Origin of the sequence: Sphingopyxis sp. H053 (genome assembly GCF_001468225.1) — a bacterium.
In the GTDB taxonomy this organism is placed as follows: domain Bacteria; phylum Pseudomonadota; class Alphaproteobacteria; order Sphingomonadales; family Sphingomonadaceae; genus Sphingopyxis.
Genome location: NZ_LNRU01000007.1, coordinates 163,290 through 179,094 on the forward strand (window position 1 = coordinate 163,290; position 15,805 = coordinate 179,094).

The window sequence follows — 15,805 nt, forward strand, 5'->3', positions numbered from 1 at the left end:
TTTTAAGCGGCCTTGATCGCGAGGTCGAGTTTCGATTTGAGTGCGGGCCATGCGGTGACCCCGGCATTGCGGCCATTGACGAAGAAGCTCGGCGTGCCTTCGACATTGTCGGCATTGAGGCCGATGTTCGTCATGCCGGTGAGTTCGGCCTGCGCCACCTCGCTGTCGAGTGCGGCGTCGATCTGCGCCTGTGTGTAGCCGCGTGCGCGCATCAGCGCGGTAAGCCCCGTGCCGGCGGCGATCTTGCGCGCGCGCTCGCCGGTGGTGCCTTCGAACCAGCTCTTCTTCTGCGCCTCGGTCGCCTTCTGGATACTGGCGATCAGCGCGGGGAAATTGTTGAAGATCGCCTGATGATTGCCCGCGAACGCCTTGGGACCGCCGCAGCGCGCGAGCAGCGCCGCGGTCATGTCGACCGGGTCGCGCACCAGGTTGCGATATTCGAACAGCACGAGTCCGCGATCGACATAGCCTGTCTTCAGCGGCAGCGCGCTCGCCTTCGCGAAATCGGCGCAGACGTGGCAGGTGTAGCTGAAATATTCGACGACCCGCACCTTCGCGGCGGGGTTGCCGGCGAGGAAGGCGCCGATCGGGGTCGTCGTGACGGTCTGCGACCAGAGCGTGGGTTTCGCCGGGGTCGCGGCGATCAGGCCGAGCGCGGCGCCCGAAAGCGCCAGCACCGCCGCGCGGCGATCGAGAAGCGGGTCGTCAAAAGCGGACATCCGTCTTTCCTAACTGATACGGGGAAGCTTGGGCGGCGTCGCCAGTCCTGCCGCCATGCGTTCGAGCACGGTGCGCAGTTCCGGGTCGCCGATGTCGCGCAGGCTGTCCCCCAGTTCGGCGGGTACGGGTTTCAGCATTGCCGGCGGCTGAACGGGCGCGGCGGGCGTGACCTGACCGTGCGTCATGCGAACCTGCGCGACCGCGGCATAACCGAAGAAGCGGTTGACCGCGCCGATGATGTCGGGCGCGACATGCTGGAGCATCGGCGCGTGCGCGCCGCTGATCGTCAGGTGCAGCGTGCCGCCCGCTTTCTGGCCCGCCGGGAAACGGATCATCGCGGGCTGGGTGACGTCGGCGAGCCGGTCGCCGACGATCTCGCGCCAGCGGCTGACGACCGAGCTTTGGACAAAGCCGAATTTGCGAAAGGCGGCGCGGCCGATTTCGGGAACGAGGTCGGACACCATGCGCGCTTCGCCGCCGCGCGGGCGTTCGTAAACGCGCACGGGCGGCTTGGCGGATTTCGCCTTGCCTTTCGCCCTGGCCTTTTTGGCCGGCGCATCCTCGCCTACGTCTTTCGTCATGCCGGGTGCCATGCCATAGGCGGGGGGTGAGCGTCCAGACTTCCCACATGGCAGATGACATCGCCCGCGACTTCGCGGACCGGCTGCTCGGCTGGTACGACCGGTCGGCGCGGGTGCTGCCGTGGCGGATCGCGCCGAACAGCGGCGGCGTCCCCGATCCCTATCGCATCTGGCTGGCCGAAGTCATGTTGCAGCAGACGACCGTCGCCGCGGTCGCGGGCTATTTCGCGCGCTTTACCGAACGCTGGCCGACGGTCGCCGATCTGGCGGCGGCCGACGATGCCGATGTCATGGCGGCGTGGGCGGGGCTCGGCTACTATGCCCGCGCGCGCAACCTGCTCGCCTGCACACGCGCGGTCGTTCGCGACCATGGCGGGATATTTCCCGATAGCGAGGCCGCCTTGCGCGCGCTGCCCGGGATCGGCGACTATACCGCGGCGTCGGTCGCGGCGATCGCTTTCGGGCGCGCCGCGGTGGTCGTCGATGCCAATATCGAGCGCGTGATCGCGCGCCACCGCCTGATCGAAACTCCGCTGCCAATGGCCAAGCGCGAGATTCGCGCCGCTCTGGCGCCGCTAGTGCCCACGGATCGCCCGGGCGATTTTGCGCAGGCGCTGATGGACCTTGGCGCGACCGTCTGCACGCCGCGTAGTCCCGCGTGCGCGACCTGCCCGCTGATGACCGACTGCCGCGCACGCGGGCGAGCGGATATTGAGAGGCTGCCGGTGAAGCCGCCGAAGAAAGCCAAGCCGCATCGGCATGGGCTGGCGCACTGGATCGAGCGCGATGCGCAGGTCTGGCTCGTGCGCCGGCCGGGCAAGGGCATGCTCGGCGGGATGCGCGCGCTGCCCGGCGGCGACTGGAGCGATGCGCGGCCGTCCGAGTCGGGAATCGTCAGCGTCGACCATGGTTTTACCCATTTCGACCTGACGCTGACATTGGTGCGGCGCGACGCTCCGCCACAAGGCCCCGATGCCGCAGCGGAAGGCCGATGGTGGCCGATCGCGGACCTTGACGCGGCGGGGCTGCCGACGCTCTATCGCAAACTGACCGACAAGATGCTGGAGAGAGACGCATGAACATGATGGTGTCGCGCCGCGCGCTGATGGGTGGGATGGCGCTGGCGGGCGCGGGGGCGTTGCTGCCGCGCGCCGCGCTGGCGTGGAAGGTCGACGGCGCCGCGCTCTATCCCGCGACCAATGCGTTCATCAAAGGCTTTGTCGACCGCCGCGAACTTGCGGGCACGCTCGCCGCAATCGGCAAGGGGCAGGAGGCCGCAGTCTTTTTCGGCGCCGGGGTGCAGTCGAACGATTCGGCGACGCCGGTCGGCCCCGATACTTTGTGGCGCCTCTATTCGATGACCAAGCCCGTCACCGGCATCGCCGCGATGCTGCTGATCGAGGACGGCAAGATGAAGCTCGACCAGCCGATCGCCGACTTCCTGCCCGCCTTTGCGAATATGAAGGTGCAGAACACGCCCGACGGCTCGATCACCGATGTGCGTCCGGCAAAAGGCCCGATCACGGTGCGCCAGCTGCTCACGCACACCGCGGGGCTCGGCTATAATATCATCCAGAAGGGGCCGATCAAAAAGGCCTATGACGATAATGGCATCACTGGCGGGCAGGCGAGCCGGCTGCCGATCCCGGGTTTCGCGCCGGTAACCCCCGCGCCGAGCCTCGCCGTGATGGCCGACCGGCTTGCGGCGCTGCCACTCGTCTACGAACCCGGCACCAAATGGAGCTATTCGATCAGCCTCGACCTCTTGGGGCGGCTGATCGAGGTCGTCTCGGGGCAGCCGTTCGATGCCTTTCTGAAGGCGCGGTTGTTCGATCCGCTCGGCATGACGAGCACCGGTTTCATGGTCGCCGCGAAGGATGTCGGACGCTTCACGAGCAATTACGCGCCCTTTGGCGGCGCGCTGATTCCCTTCGATCCCGCGGCAAGCTCGATCTATCTCGACCCGCCCCCCTATCCCTTCGGCGGCGGCGGCCTCGTGTCGAGCGCGCGCGACTACGACCGCTTCCTCGCGATGCTGCTGGGCGAGGGCGAAACCGGCGGAAAGCGCGTGATGAAGCGCGAGACCGCGCGGCTCGCGATGTCGAACCTCATCGCCGACAGCGTCGACCGCAAGGGGACGTTCATCGACGGGCAGGGCTTTGGTGCCGGCGGCCGCGTGTCGCTGCCGACCTCGCCGGGTGGCGAAGGGATTTTCGGCTGGGCGGGCGCCGCGGGGACGATCGGCTTCGTCCATCGGGGGCTTGGCTATCGCGTCGGCGGCTATACGCAGATCATGCCGCCCGACGCGGTGTCGTTCCAGGGCAAGTTCGGCGAGACTTTCTTCAAGGATGTGACGCGCTGATGCCTTTGCCGCTCGGTTTCACCGGGGCGTGGCTCGACCGCGCCGATCAATTGCGTACCAACGAGGCGGCTTTCGCTGCGGCAGCGGCCGATCCGCGGGCGCGCTGCCTCGTGCTCGACGGCATCGACTTCGTGCCGGGCGAGGGCGGCGGACTCTTGTGGGAGCCGCTCGATCCCGCCGACGATCGCGCGCTGATGCTGCTCGGGATCGACGACGCGGGAAGCCCGCATTTCGTCCGCGAGGCGGCGCCGGGAGCGCGGATCGATGCGCGGTCGCGCACGGTGATGCGGCTGCTGCCTTTGCTCTCGGGCGCGGATGCGGCGCTTTATGGCGGCGCGCGCAGCCTTGTCGACTGGCATGCACGGCATCGTTTCTGCGCGGTGTGCGGTTCGCCGACCGACCTGTTTCGCGGCGGGTGGGGGCGGCGTTGCGGCAGCTGCAATGCCGAGCATTTCCCGCGCGTCGATCCGGTGGTGATCATGCTTGCCGAATGCGAGGGGCGTGTGCTCGTCGGGCGGCAGGGCGGGTTTCCGCCGGGATTCTTCTCGGCGCTCGCGGGGTTCGTCGAGCCTGGCGAATCGCTCGAGGAAGCGGTCGCGCGCGAATTGTTCGAGGAGGCGGGCATCCGCGTCTCGGATGTCAGCTATGTCGCGAGCCAGCCCTGGCCGTTCCCGTCATCGTTGATGATCGGATGCCGTGCGGTCGCGAAGGACCCGGCGCTGACGCTCGACACGACCGAGATCGAGGCCGCGATGTGGGTCGACAAGGCCGAGGTGCGCGCCGCGCTCGCGGGCGACATGGGCGCGCCGTTCATGGCGCCGCCGCCGCTGGCGATCGCGCGATATTTGCTGGAAGATTGGGCCAGATAAATCCTCCCTGTGCCGCAGGCATGGGGAGGTGGCAGCGCGAAGCGCTGACGGAGGGGCTAATGGCGCAACGTTGCTGCCCCTCCACCATCCGCTACGCGGATGGTCCCCCTCCCCATCGCTACGCGACAGGGAGGATAAAGTGACTAGAGCCGCTTGCCGGTAATCCGGCTGATTTCCTTGGCGACCATCGCCTCGACCAGCGCGGGCAGGTTGGTGTCGAGCCAGTCCTTGAGCATCGGGCGCAGCGCGTCGAGGACGACATCCTCCATCGTGCGGCCGGCGACGGGCGGGGCGGCAACGGTTGCAGCGGCAACCGCGGGCGCGACCGCGGCGGTCAGCGCTTCGAGCGACTGGCGCGCGGCATCGGCGCTTGCTTCGGAAACGAGCTCCGCGGCTGCGGGCGCCGCATCGGCGCGGTCTTCTTCATCCTGAAGGTCGAGAATATCGTCGGCTTCGGGGACGCGGATCTCGCGTGCCGAGCCCGGCGCCTCGTCGCGAGCGATCACGCGCCGAATCGACGACAAGATATCTTCCATCGATGGTTCCCGCGACATATCGCCCATAACCAACCCCCTAAACCATCGCGATTACCGGATGGTTAACCATCCTCTTACCGATTCGGGGTGGATTTTGCCAAGCCTTATTGTGGCGAGAGCGATGGCGGACCGACGGGAACGCTGGCGGTGGCGGCGGGAACGGCGCGCGTGTCGGTTGCGACTTGCTGCGGCGCCGGATCGTCGGCCCAATCCCAGATCTCGCCGCGCACGCGCTTGTAATTGACTTCGGGATCGTAGAGCGCGCCGCCGCCGATGCCGAGATCGCGCGCTTCGGCCTTGCCCATTGCGGCGAGGACCGAGAAGGCGGCGACGTACGAGTTGCGCTGCGCCGACACGAGCTGGACCTGGGTATTCAGATATTCCTGTTCGGCGTTCAAAATGTCGAGGATCGACCGCGTGCCGACGCTGTTTTCGGCGCGTACGCCTTCGAGCGAGAGCGCGTTCGCGCTGACCGCCTGCTGCGTCGCGGTGATGATGCGTTCGTTTGCCTGCCAGGCGGCATAGGCGCCGCGCGTCTGCGCGATCACGCCGCGTTCGGTTTCGACATATTGTTCGATCGCCTGGCTGCCGCGCGACTGCGCCTGCCGCACCTGGGCCGACCGGCGGCCGCCGGTGAAGATCGGCAGCGTTACCGAAACCCCGGCCGCCGCGTTCGATGTTTCCTGCAATACGCCGACGCCGGTGACGCCGCTGTTCAGCGAGCCGAGGTAATTATTGTAGCCGCCGCCGACCGTCGCCGAGAGTTTCGGCGCGCGGGCTGCCTTTGCCGCACCAATGTCCGCCTTGGACGCATTGACCAGCTGATTCGCGGCCTCGATATCGGGATTGGCGTTGAGCGCGATTCCGACCGCTTCTTCGGCGCTCGCGGGCAGGTTCGGCAGCTTCGGCGGTGCCTGCAGATCGGTCGGTGCGTCGCCGACAAGCCGGATATAGGATTCGCGGCTGCCGATCAGATTGGCCTCGGCGTTGCGCAAATCGCCTTCGGCGAGCGCGAGCCGCGCCTCCGACTGGGCAACGTCGGTGCGCGTCAGGTCGCCGATCTCGAAGCGATCGCTCGTCGCCTGAAGGTTGGTCCGCAGGACCGAGACGTTCTTTTGGTTAAGCTGGACGATCGCCTGGTCGCGAATGACGTCCATATAGGCGCCGACGACCTGCGAAAACACGCTTGCTTCGGTTGCGCGCAAGTCGGCTTGTCCCGCCTCGACGCGATATTTCGCTGCGCGCACGGCGTTGCGGACGGCGCCTCCCTGATAAATCGGCACCGACAGCTGGCCGCTCGCGGTAATCGATCGCATCGGCGCGTTGAAGCTGTTGCCGGGGATGATCAGATTTTCCTCATAATCCGCGCGGGTGTTGACCTCGGGAAGGCCGAAGCTTTTCTGGATCGGCACATTCTCGTCATTCGCGCGCTGTCCCGCGCGCGCGCCGGTCAGCGTCGGATTGTTTTCATAGGCCTTGGCCAGCGCACCCTGCAATGTTTCGGCCTGCGCCGCCGCGGGCAGCATCAGCGCACCGACCGCGAGTCCGGCGAGCCAGCTGGACCGGCGAAGGGGCTGTTTCTTATTATTATCGTTCATAAAGATGTCAGCCCCGCAACAAGGAAGGAAGTGGCCTTAAAACTGAAAAGCGACCGGTGCCGCAAAGCCCGGCAGCGGCGCGACGTCCATGTCGGCGAAGCTGCGCAGCGCGATCGCGCCGCCGGCCTTCACGCCCTCGACCAGCCGCGTCACCGCGCCTTCGCGCCGCGCCGCGATCAGCCGGCCGCCGTCGGCGAGCTGTGCGACCAGCGCATCGGGCAGCGTTTCGATCGCGCCCTCGATGATGATGCGGTCGAACGGTGCCGCATCGGGCGCACCGGCGGCGAGCGGTCCCCGGGTCCAGCGGATATTGGCGTTGGCGACCGCGCCCTCTGCCACCGCCATCAATTCACCCTGTTCCTCGACGGCATGCACTTCGGCGCCGAGCAGCGCGAGCAGTCCGGCGGTATAGCCCGTCGCGCTGCCGACCAGCAGCACGCGCTGGCCGGGGCGGATCGCCGCCGCGACCAGCATCCGGCCGGTGACCAGCGGCGCGTTCAATGCGCGGCCATGGCCCAGTGCGATCGGACGGTCCATATAAGCGACGCCGGCGAGCGCGGCGGGCACATGCGCCTCGCGCGGTGCCGCGGCCATCGCGCCGATCACCGCGGGGTCGATGACGTCGTTGGTCCTCAGCTGGCTGTCGATCATGGCAGCGCGCATCTCTGCCGCAGTGATTTCGCTAAACTTCGTCGCCATCAGCCTTTTCCAATTCCCTGGAACTTGAACCTTTGCGGGGCAGCTTTAGCCGAAGCAATGCTGTATTGCAATAGTAATACAGCCCCGCAGCCGCATTGTCGCCGCGCATAGCTGTCAATGGGGGTGTCGCCAAGCCTCATCGCGCGCTGCGCCGCGGCCCGGGCGGTGCCGGTCCGGCGAATCCTTGACAAGGCCGCCAAAGCCCCTCACTAGCGGCGCCGTCCAGCACCCGGCCCGTCCCTCTCAGGATGCGGTAATTTGGCATGAGGCCCGATGGCGGAGTGGTGACGCAGCGGATTGCAAATCCGTGCACGCCGGTTCGATTCCGGCTCGGGCCTCCAGAATCCTGTCAGCGGAAGGCTGCTGATGGTTGAAAAACTCCCGGTTTTCTGCTAGTTATGGAGCATTCACTGATTGTCGGTGATGGTCTCTGATTGCCCGTAATTGTGGCTGTTGGGGGCCTTTTTTGGGGCAGCCGAGGCCCCAAATCTGCGAGGCCCCCAAATGGCTCTGACCGACGCGGCGATCCGACACGCCAAGCCAAGAGAAAAGCCGTACAAGGTTGCGGATTCAAAAGGTCTTTACCTGCAGGTCAATCCGAGCGGTAGCAAGCTGTGGCGGGTGAAATATCGAATCAACGGTGTGGAGCGAAAACTGGCGGTCGGATCTTATCCCGAAATCAGTTTGGCCGAGGCCAGGGAGGCACGTGACGCCGCCCGCAAGCAGGTAGCGCATTCGATCGATCCAAACTTCGCCAAGCGGGAGGCGAGAATTGAGGCGGGCGTACGCGCTCGCAACAGTTTCGCGCATGTAGCCGACGATCTGATTCAGAAGAAAACCCGCGAAGGTCTTGCCGCGCCGACGCTCAAAAAAATGCACTGGTTCGTGAAGCTGCTCGGTCCTGAATTCGGCAGGCGACCCATCACCGACATCACGCCGCATGAGATTTTGCATGAATTGCGCAAGCATGAGCGTCGGGGTCGGCTGGAAACAGCAAATCTGCTGCGGTCGTTCGTTAGTCGTGTATTCCGTTATGCCGTAGCCACCGCGCGCGCGGACCGCGACCCCGCGCACCTGTTGATCGGTGCGCTGACTATCCCAAAGGTAAAGCATTTTGCGGCGATCACCGATCCGGTCGCATTTGGCGGGGTACTGCGCGCAATCGACGATTATCAAGGTGACCCGGCCGTTATGACGGCTTTGAGACTCATCCCCCATCTGTTCCAGCGCCCCGGCGAGATGCGCCAGATGGAATGGAGCGAGATCGATTTTGACAAGGCGGTCTGGACGATTCCGGAAGCGAAGATGAAGATGCGCCAGCCCCATGCTGTGCCGCTTTCGCGGCAGGCCTTGGCCATCCTTGCCGACATGCGAATCTTGTCGGGTTCGGGCCAATATGTCTTCCCATCGGTTCGTACGCGGTCTCGCCCGATCAGCGACAACACGCTGAACGCGTCGCTGCGGCGCATGGGTATCCCTAAGGACCAGATGACTGCGCACGGTTTTCGCACGTCGGCATCATCGCTCCTCAACGAATCGGGTTACTGGAATCCCGACGCAATCGAACGGGCGCTGGCGCACGCAGTCGGCGGCACGGTCCGCCGCATTTACAATCAGTCTGCCTATTGGATGGAACGCGTCGAAATGGCTCAGTGGTGGAGCGATTATCTGGACGATCTGCGTGAAGGAGGAAACCGATGCCCATCACCGAGACCTCAACCCCGACCGGGATATGGCATCGGTCGGCCGATGCACATCGGAGTCTCCCGCGGATTGCCGCTCGCCTCCTATACGCCAAGGACAAGGAGGAGCTGGGGTTAGACGAGGTCGACCGCGTCGCGGTCGCCATCGAGCGCGCGGTCAGGCGCCGGTTCCTGATCCTCGGTACGTCGTTTCTTCTCTGCATTCTGCTTTTATTGCTCGTCCTGATCGTTTGGGGCGCGGCGGCATGGGACGGGGAGAACATCGATCAGCCGGCGTCTGTTTCGGTGATCGCTCTGCTCGCGATGGCTGCCTGCGTGGCGGCGTCCTGGCGGCATTTTCAATATGGATTGGGGATTGCCGAGAGCAAGCGAACGCCCGTCTATGGCAGCAGCCGTCGTTCGACCGTCGAAACACTCGAGAAGCTCTTCGACTATCTAGGTCGCCGAACCGCGCCGGCTGCCTATTTTTACGACCGGAAAGGCATACGTCGTCCGGTCCATCGCCGCCACTTTTACGGGCGGCTGCGAGGCTTGTTGCTGTCCGAAGTCGCCAGCGACCGGGCGATCGTGCTTCCGCCACGCGGCTTCTGGTTCAGCGCTCAGATCTTCGTCGATGCCGAACCGGAGGAGATCATCCGCGCGCTCAAAGTCCGGCCCAACAGCGGAGGGCGCCCGAAAGAGTATGATTATGAGGCGATGCTGCTGGCTTTGATCGAGCACCCCGCGCTCCGCGCAATTGATCCGGACGAATATCGTGCTGAAAGCGCGGTCATGGACCTTGTCAGAGATCGCTGCGAACCGAGTGACGACCATGACAACAATATTCGCTTTCCGGAGAATACCCGCCTGCGGGAATTTGCGAAGGACATCGTCGCGGCAGTAAAAATAAATCGGGGCGCCGGCTAAACGGGAAGCTTCGGGAGATACCGAAAACTCGCCGAAAAGCCCCAAAATCGGCGTAGTGCGGTTGCCGAAATTTCCCGCCGCTCGCAGATTTGTGCGGGGTTCGGGTTACCGGACGACCCATGAACAATCATGTGCAACCTGAGCTGTCTCCCGCCAACAATTGTCACACACGGAGACCCTCATGGAACCCCTCGTCCTTTCGATCAACGAAACTGCCAAGGCGCTCGGCATTGGCCGGTCGTCTGTCTACGCTCTTATCAAATCGGGATCGCTCGACGCGATCAAGATCGGTACCCGAACTTTGCTGACCACGGAGTCGATCCGTCGCCTCACCCAATCCGGAACGGCCAACTGACCTGCCGACAGCGGCAGCGATACGAATTCGCAGCATCTTCGAAGCATCACGGCGAACTTCAAATGAGCGCGGCCTCAAATGAGCGCACACTGACGGCGGCAGACGCCGCCAGAGGTCGCGCGTTTGCACGGTTGGCCGCGCGGCGCTCTTGGCTCGCTGCCCTTGGCGGGGCGGCGGCTAAGCCCAGGCCCGCGCGCACGCCGCCCCGCCTGCGGCTTCGCCAAGGGCGCGTTTGTTGTCCGATGAGGACGCCGCGCTGACCGCACGGCGGCTCTGTCGTGGGGCCGGCCACGGACAGCTTGTCGTGCGGCGCACGGCTATAGGACCGCTCGGCCGTCGCGCAAGTCGGGCAATGCCCGGCTCCTCCACTTCGTTACGGCCCTTCGGGTGCGCGCCGTCCTTTGGCGCGGTCCCGTCGCCTTTTCTCGCCGCCCGCCCCGCCGTCCGGGGCCGGGTGTGGTTGAAGAGAAGGAAGATAGTCATGAAGCTTGATTTCATCGATCTGGGTAACCTGTCCATCGCCGCCGCCAACATGCGCGGGAAGGGGAAAGACCCCGACGTCGCAGATCTTATGCCGAGCATCCGCGCGCGCGGGGTGCTGGTTCCGCTGCTCGTTCGGCCCAATTGTTCGAAAGGCCATTTCGAGATCGTCGCGGGGCGTCGGCGCTTTACCGCCGTCGGCGCGGTCGCGCGTGAGGGCGGGGCGGTTCGGCCCATTCCTTGTGCCATTCTCGACGAAGGCGACGATGCCGATGCGCTGGAAGCGTCGATGCTCGAAAATCTCGCACGCGTGCAGCCCGACGAGGTCAGCCAGTGGGAAGCGTTCGTCGCGCTGGTCAAGGCGGGGCGTTCGGTCGAGGAGGTCGCGGACAGCTTCGGGTTCGAGCCGCGCGCGGTGAAGCGCATCCTCGCGCTCGGAAATCTCCTGCCACGCATCCGCAATCTCTATCGCGGCGGCGAGATCGATGCGGGCACCGTTCGGCATCTGACCCTCGCTTCAAAGAGCCAGCAGAAATCATGGTTGGCGCTGTTCGACGACGAGGGCGCTTATTGCCCGACTGGTCATCAGCTCAAAGCATGGCTGTTCGGCGGCACCGCCATCGCGGTGAAACACGCGTTGTTCGATACTGGGGAAGCGAAGGCGGCTACTCGGTCCCCGACCCCGCGAAGGCGGTCGACCTCAATCGCTATATGGGGCGCTGGTATGAGCAATATCGCTACGACGCGTCGTTCGAGCAGGGCCTCGAGGCGGTCACCGCGGATTATTCGCTGAACCGGGACGGCAGTGTTCGTGTCGTCAACCAGGGCCGCAAGCGTGGCCCTAATGGCAAATTGCGCAAATCGGTCGGCAAGGCGAGGATCGAGGACAAGGCGACGAGCGCCAAGCTGAAGGTGTCCTTCTTTGGTCCTTTCTACGGCAACTACTGGGTTCTCGACCATGGCGACGATTATGAGTGGTCGATCGTCGGCGAGCCGTCGGGGCGCTACCTTTGGGTTCTCACGCGCAACGCCAAGCCTGGCGCGGCGCTTCTGATCGAGCTCGAAGCGCGCGTTCGCGCGCTTGGCTATAATTGGTCGATGATCCACTTCACCCGGCACTGATCGCCTTGTCGAGGGAAGCCGCCGCGAACGCGCGCCGCCCCCGGCGGCGCCATAGCAGCAATTGCTGTTCGCGCGCTTCGCCGCGAAGCGTTGCGGCGGCTTCGACAAGCAACCCGAGGATCACGGCGCGATCGTCACCGGTAAGCTCGACAAGATCGGCCTTGGCGACGAGGCCGCCCAGCTCGATCAGTTGGCGCGTGCGCTCGCGGCGCTTCACCTGCCACTCGCGCGTATCATGCCGCGCCCGCTTCGCCTGAAGGCGGTTGCGGGCCTGCACCGTCCGGCGATGCGCCATTCGCGTCGCGGCCAACGCCCTTGCGAGCGCGGGCGCCGTCGCCGCGAAAGAAGGCGGCGCCGCTCTTGCGCCACGCCTCCTTCCGCGCAGCGTCCGCGCCGACGGCATCAATCAGCGCACCGGCCAGCTGCTCGATCGATAGCGCGTCGGCGCCCGTTGCTATAACCAGTTCGCCGAGCTGGCCTTGCTTCTTCGTCTTGAGCGCCCTTGCCTTGTCGGTGAGCGCCTGGAGTTCGGCGTCGAAATCACGCGGTTTACGCATCGTCTGTCCTTCCGTTTAAGTGGGGCGGACGAACCAGCTATGCCGTGTCTCAACGTCATTCAAGTAGCTGAAATCTTGTGAGAAGCTGTGATCCCGAGCGCGATGAAATCGTGTGAGGGCGCGCTTATACGTCGTGCCGACGTGCTCGTTTTGCCCTAAATGGATAGCCTTCATGGCGATCTATCATTTCTCGGCAAAAGTCATTTCCCGCGCCGCCGGCAGCAGTGCTGTCGCTGCCGCGGCCTATCGTTCGGCCGACCGGCTGCACGACGAGCGGCTCGGTCGCAGCCATGATTTCTCGAACAAAGCGGGTGTCGTCCACAGCGAGGTGCTGCTGCCCGAGGGCGCTGACGAGCAGTGGCGCGAGCGGGAACGGCTCTGGAACGATGTCGAGGCGGCCGAGCTTCGCAAGGATGCGCAGCTCGCTCGCGAAATCGAGTTTGCGATCCCGCGCGAGATGACCGAAGGACAGGGGATCGAGCTTGCCCGCGACTTTGTCCAACGCGAGTTCGTCGACCGCGGCATGATCGCCGACCTCAATGTCCATTGGGATATCGGCGCCGATGGGCTGGCGCGGCCTCACGCGCATGTCATGTTGACGATGCGCGAGATCCGGATCGACGAGGATGGCATCGCCGAGTTCGGCGGCAAGGTCCGCGACTGGAATCGCACCGAACTGCTGACCCACTGGCGCGAGGCGTGGGCGGATCATGTGAACGAGCGTCTGGCCGCGCTCGACATCGACGCGCGCGTCGATCACCGCACCTTGGAAGCGCAGGGGATCGAACTCGAGCCGCAGCACAAGATCGGTCCCGCAGCCTCGCGCATGGCGGCCGACGGACTTGAGGCCGACAGGCTCGTCGAGCATATCGAGATCGCCCGGTCGAACGGCGACAAGATCATCGCGGATCCGGGCATAGCGCTCGACGCGATCACGCACCGACAGGCAACTTTCACCAACCGCGACCTCGCGATGTTCGTGCATCGCCACAGCGACGGCAAGGATCAGTTCGATGCGGTGATGGCGGCGGTCAAATCGTCGCCCGATCTGGTCGCGCTGGGTGAGGACGGGCGCGGCGAAAGCCGTTTCACGTCGCGGTCGATGATCGAGACCGAGCAGCGGCTCGAACGCGCGACCGCCACCCTCGACGCGCGCCGCAATCATGCTGTTGTCGAGCGCCATCGCGAACGGGCGCTGACGCTTGCGGCCGAGCGTGGCCTCGACCTGTCCGCCGAGCAGCGCGGCGCGCTGGACCATGTCACCGTTGCACGCGGGATCAGCAATGTCATCGGTTATGCCGGAACCGGCAAGAGCGCGATGCTTGGCGTGGCCCGAGAGGCATGGGAAGCAGCGGGCTACCAAGTGCAGGGCGCGGCGCTGTCGGGTATCGCTGCGGAAAACCTCGAACATGGCTCGGGGATCGGCTCGCGAACCTTGGCGAGCCTTGAACATCAATGGGCGAACGATCGCGAGCGGCTGACCGACAAACACATCCTTGTGATCGACGAGGCGGGGATGGTCGGCACACGCCAGCTCGAACGCGTCGTGTCGGAAGCCGAGCGCCAAGGTGCGAAGGTCGTGCTCGTCGGCGATCCACAGCAGTTGCAGGCGATCGAAGCTGGCGCGGCGTTCCGCGCAACGGCCGAGCGTCATGGCGCCATCGAGATCATGGACATCCGCCGCCAGCAGGAAGACTGGCAGCGCGAGGCGACCCGCGAGCTCGCTACAGGGCGGACGGGCGAAGCGATCGGGCGCTACGCGGACGCCGGCTTCGTCCATACTGCCGATACCCGCGAAGCGGCGCGTAGTAAGCTCGTCGAGGCTTGGGATCGTGACCGGCAGGCGCATCAGGATGCGAGCCGCATCATTCTCACCCACACGAATGACGAGGTGCGAGAGCTCAACGAGGCGGTTCGCGTGCGGCTGAAGGCCGGCGGAGCGCTTGGCAATGACGTCGCGCTCGCGGTCGAGCGGGGCGAGCGGAGCTTTGCGGCGGGTGACCGCATCATGTTCCTGAAGAACGAGCACGACCTTGGGGTCAAGAACGGTTCGCTCGGTACCGTGCAGAGCGCGAGTCCGATGCGCATGGCGGTAATGCTCGATGATGGCCGCAGCGTTGCGTTCGACGTCAAGGACTATGCTCATATCGATCATGGCTACGCGGCGACGATCCATAAGGCGCAGGGTATGACCGTCGACCGGGTGCAGGTACTCGCGACGCAGGGGGTAGACAGCCATTCGACTTACGTCGCGCTGTCCAGGCATCGCGAGCAGGTCGATCTATATTATGGTCGCGACGATTTTGCGAACCAGAATCAGCTTGTGCGCGCCGCGTCCCGCGAGCGCGGCAAGGATATGGCGAGCGATTATCGGGGGCAGGAATCGGCGAAGGCCGCTGAGCCGAAACGCTCGATGTTCGCCGGGCTCAAGCTCAAACGCAGCGTGTCCGCCGAGGCTCTGGGCAAAGGTCCCGAACAGAAGCGCGATGCGGCACCGCGCAAGCTTCGCGTCAGTGCCCGGGCGCTCGATGCGGGATCGGAGCGGGGCTCTCTCGACAGGGCTGTCGAGCGCTAGCCATTTCGCGGCCGTCCTTGTAGCGCAGGCGCCGCACGGGAACGCGAAGATCAACCATCTCTTCAACCAGCTCGGTTGCGACGATTTCGCCCAGATCGCCCGAACGTCCCTTCTTGCCCTGGGGCAGTTCGGCATTCAGGATCTTGGCGGCAGCCTTGTATCCCAGCCGCTCCACATCGGCGGCGATATGTTCGAGCCGATCATAATGGGAGCGAACAGTTTCGATCAGGCTGTCGCGAACCTTGTCGCGACCATCTGCCTTCTCGACGAGCGTCCAGTAAGACCGCCGTCCGTTTGCGTCGACCGTCCGGTCGCACCATTTCTCAAAAAGTGCCACAAAGCCCCCCGGGATTACCTGTGTACGCAATGCCAACCGCCTTGTCGCGCCACTGTGGTCGAATTACAGAAACGCGTATCAGGCAAACTATTGTGTCACCGCAATATCGCCACCAGCGCGTAAAACAGATCGTCGAGCGCAGAATAGCTGTTTAGGCCTACAGGCTGCTCTGGCCAACCGTTGGCTCTCAAATTGCGGATACTAGAGAGCCCGCACAGATGGCAGCCCTTCGTAAGATTTACCTAAGAGCCGCAAGTCCGCCTTCGGCCCATCCGCGGTCATCGTCGGCCCCGTATTCGCTGACCAAGAATGACCAGTTTCAGCGAAACCGGTCAACCCCATGCACGGCGATCGGTGGCTCTTTCATTTCTTTTTTGGGGGCTTGCTAGATTTGCTGGGTTTGAG

The 15,805-nt window shown here is 64.8% G+C and carries 16 protein-coding genes and 1 tRNA gene; 9 read left to right on the top strand and 8 right to left on the bottom strand.

Translation table 11 applies throughout. The features are described 5' to 3' along the window. Positions 1-2: 2 nt before the first annotated feature. Both ATE70_RS15215 and ATE70_RS15220 read right to left on the bottom strand, forming a co-directional pair. Entirely contained in the window at positions 3-719 is a 717-nt protein-coding gene (locus ATE70_RS15215; RefSeq protein WP_058538741.1) for a thioredoxin domain-containing protein, read from the bottom strand. Positions 720-728: 9 nt separating this feature from the next. Then, positions 729-1,301, bottom strand: a complete 573-nt coding sequence (locus ATE70_RS15220; RefSeq protein ID WP_058538924.1) for a DUF721 domain-containing protein — start codon at positions 1,299-1,301, stop codon at positions 729-731. Positions 1,302-1,348: 47 nt separating this feature from the next. On the opposite strand from ATE70_RS15220, the gene ATE70_RS15225 reads away from it, so the two are divergent. The 3 genes from ATE70_RS15225 to nudC are packed head-to-tail and all read left to right on the top strand — an operon-like array spanning position 1,349 to position 4,532. Continuing rightward, on the top strand, positions 1,349-2,380 hold the full coding sequence (locus tag ATE70_RS15225) for an A/G-specific adenine glycosylase (protein WP_058538742.1): 1,032 nt from the start codon (positions 1,349-1,351) through the stop codon (positions 2,378-2,380). After that, entirely contained in the window at positions 2,377-3,663 is a 1,287-nt protein-coding gene (locus ATE70_RS15230; RefSeq protein WP_058538743.1) for a serine hydrolase domain-containing protein, read from the top strand. The genes ATE70_RS15225 and ATE70_RS15230 overlap by 4 nt, the downstream gene beginning before the upstream one ends. Continuing rightward, the gene (nudC, locus tag ATE70_RS15235; RefSeq protein ID WP_058538744.1) at positions 3,663-4,532 is read left to right on the top strand and encodes an NAD(+) diphosphatase; all 870 of its coding nucleotides are present in this window, start codon (positions 3,663-3,665) and stop codon (positions 4,530-4,532) included. The genes ATE70_RS15230 and nudC overlap by 1 nt, the downstream gene beginning before the upstream one ends. Positions 4,533-4,675: 143 nt before the next feature. Here nudC and ATE70_RS15240 read toward each other — a convergent pair whose 3' ends face one another. The 3 genes from ATE70_RS15240 to ATE70_RS15250 all read right to left on the bottom strand — a co-directional run bounded on the left by ATE70_RS15240 (position 4,676) and on the right by ATE70_RS15250 (position 7,365). Then, a complete protein-coding gene (locus ATE70_RS15240) occupies positions 4,676-5,068 on the bottom strand; it encodes a DUF2497 domain-containing protein (protein WP_058538925.1) in 393 nt (130 codons plus the stop codon). 104 nt (positions 5,069-5,172) lie between these two features. Continuing rightward, complete coding sequence (locus ATE70_RS15245) at positions 5,173-6,666, bottom strand: TolC family outer membrane protein (protein ID WP_058538745.1); 1,494 nt, start codon at positions 6,664-6,666, stop codon at positions 5,173-5,175. A gap of 36 nt (positions 6,667-6,702) precedes the next feature. Continuing rightward, entirely contained in the window at positions 6,703-7,365 is a 663-nt protein-coding gene (locus ATE70_RS15250; protein ID WP_058538746.1) for a protein-L-isoaspartate O-methyltransferase family protein, read from the bottom strand. A 267-nt stretch (positions 7,366-7,632) separates the two neighbouring features. Here ATE70_RS15250 and ATE70_RS15255 point away from each other — a divergent pair. The 5 genes from ATE70_RS15255 to ATE70_RS15285 all read left to right on the top strand — a co-directional run bounded on the left by ATE70_RS15255 (position 7,633) and on the right by ATE70_RS15285 (position 11,931). Further along, positions 7,633-7,706: transfer RNA gene (locus tag ATE70_RS15255), tRNA-Cys, on the top strand. Positions 7,707-7,869: 163 nt separating this feature from the next. Further along, positions 7,870-9,186 carry a tyrosine-type recombinase/integrase gene (locus ATE70_RS24320; protein ID WP_082639587.1) on the top strand — a complete coding sequence of 439 codons (1,317 nt, stop codon included), beginning with the start codon at positions 7,870-7,872 and terminating at the stop codon, positions 9,184-9,186. A gap of 969 nt (positions 9,187-10,155) precedes the next feature. Beyond that, positions 10,156-10,329 carry a helix-turn-helix domain-containing protein gene (locus tag ATE70_RS15275; RefSeq protein ID WP_058538750.1) on the top strand — a complete coding sequence of 58 codons (174 nt, stop codon included), beginning with the start codon at positions 10,156-10,158 and terminating at the stop codon, positions 10,327-10,329. Between the two features lie 481 nt (positions 10,330-10,810). Then, the gene (locus ATE70_RS15280; protein WP_058538751.1) at positions 10,811-11,602 is read left to right on the top strand and encodes a ParB/RepB/Spo0J family partition protein; all 792 of its coding nucleotides are present in this window, start codon (positions 10,811-10,813) and stop codon (positions 11,600-11,602) included. After that, positions 11,521-11,931 (top strand): lipocalin family protein, encoded by a 411-nt coding sequence (locus ATE70_RS15285; protein WP_058538752.1) that lies wholly within the window; start codon positions 11,521-11,523, stop codon positions 11,929-11,931. The genes ATE70_RS15280 and ATE70_RS15285 overlap by 82 nt, the downstream gene beginning before the upstream one ends. Here ATE70_RS15285 and ATE70_RS15290 read toward each other — a convergent pair. Together ATE70_RS15290 and ATE70_RS15295 are read right to left on the bottom strand one after the other, a co-directional pair. Next, complete coding sequence (locus tag ATE70_RS15290) at positions 11,918-12,148, bottom strand: conjugal transfer protein TraD (RefSeq protein WP_058538926.1); 231 nt, start codon at positions 12,146-12,148, stop codon at positions 11,918-11,920. The genes ATE70_RS15285 and ATE70_RS15290 overlap by 14 nt on opposite strands. Positions 12,149-12,164: 16 nt before the next feature. After that, the gene (locus tag ATE70_RS15295; RefSeq protein ID WP_058538753.1) at positions 12,165-12,488 is read right to left on the bottom strand and encodes a conjugal transfer protein TraD; all 324 of its coding nucleotides are present in this window, start codon (positions 12,486-12,488) and stop codon (positions 12,165-12,167) included. A 172-nt stretch (positions 12,489-12,660) separates the two neighbouring features. On the opposite strand from ATE70_RS15295, the gene traA reads away from it, so the two are divergent. Next, entirely contained in the window at positions 12,661-15,063 is a 2,403-nt protein-coding gene (gene traA / locus ATE70_RS15300) for a Ti-type conjugative transfer relaxase TraA (RefSeq protein ID WP_082639589.1), read from the top strand. On the opposite strand, the gene ATE70_RS24325 is transcribed toward traA, so the two are convergent. Further along, positions 14,999-15,400, bottom strand: a complete 402-nt coding sequence (locus tag ATE70_RS24325) for a Hachiman antiphage defense system protein HamA (RefSeq protein ID WP_058801222.1) — start codon at positions 15,398-15,400, stop codon at positions 14,999-15,001. The two genes, traA and ATE70_RS24325, sit on opposite strands and share 65 nt — an antisense overlap. Positions 15,401-15,805 lie beyond the last annotated feature (405 nt).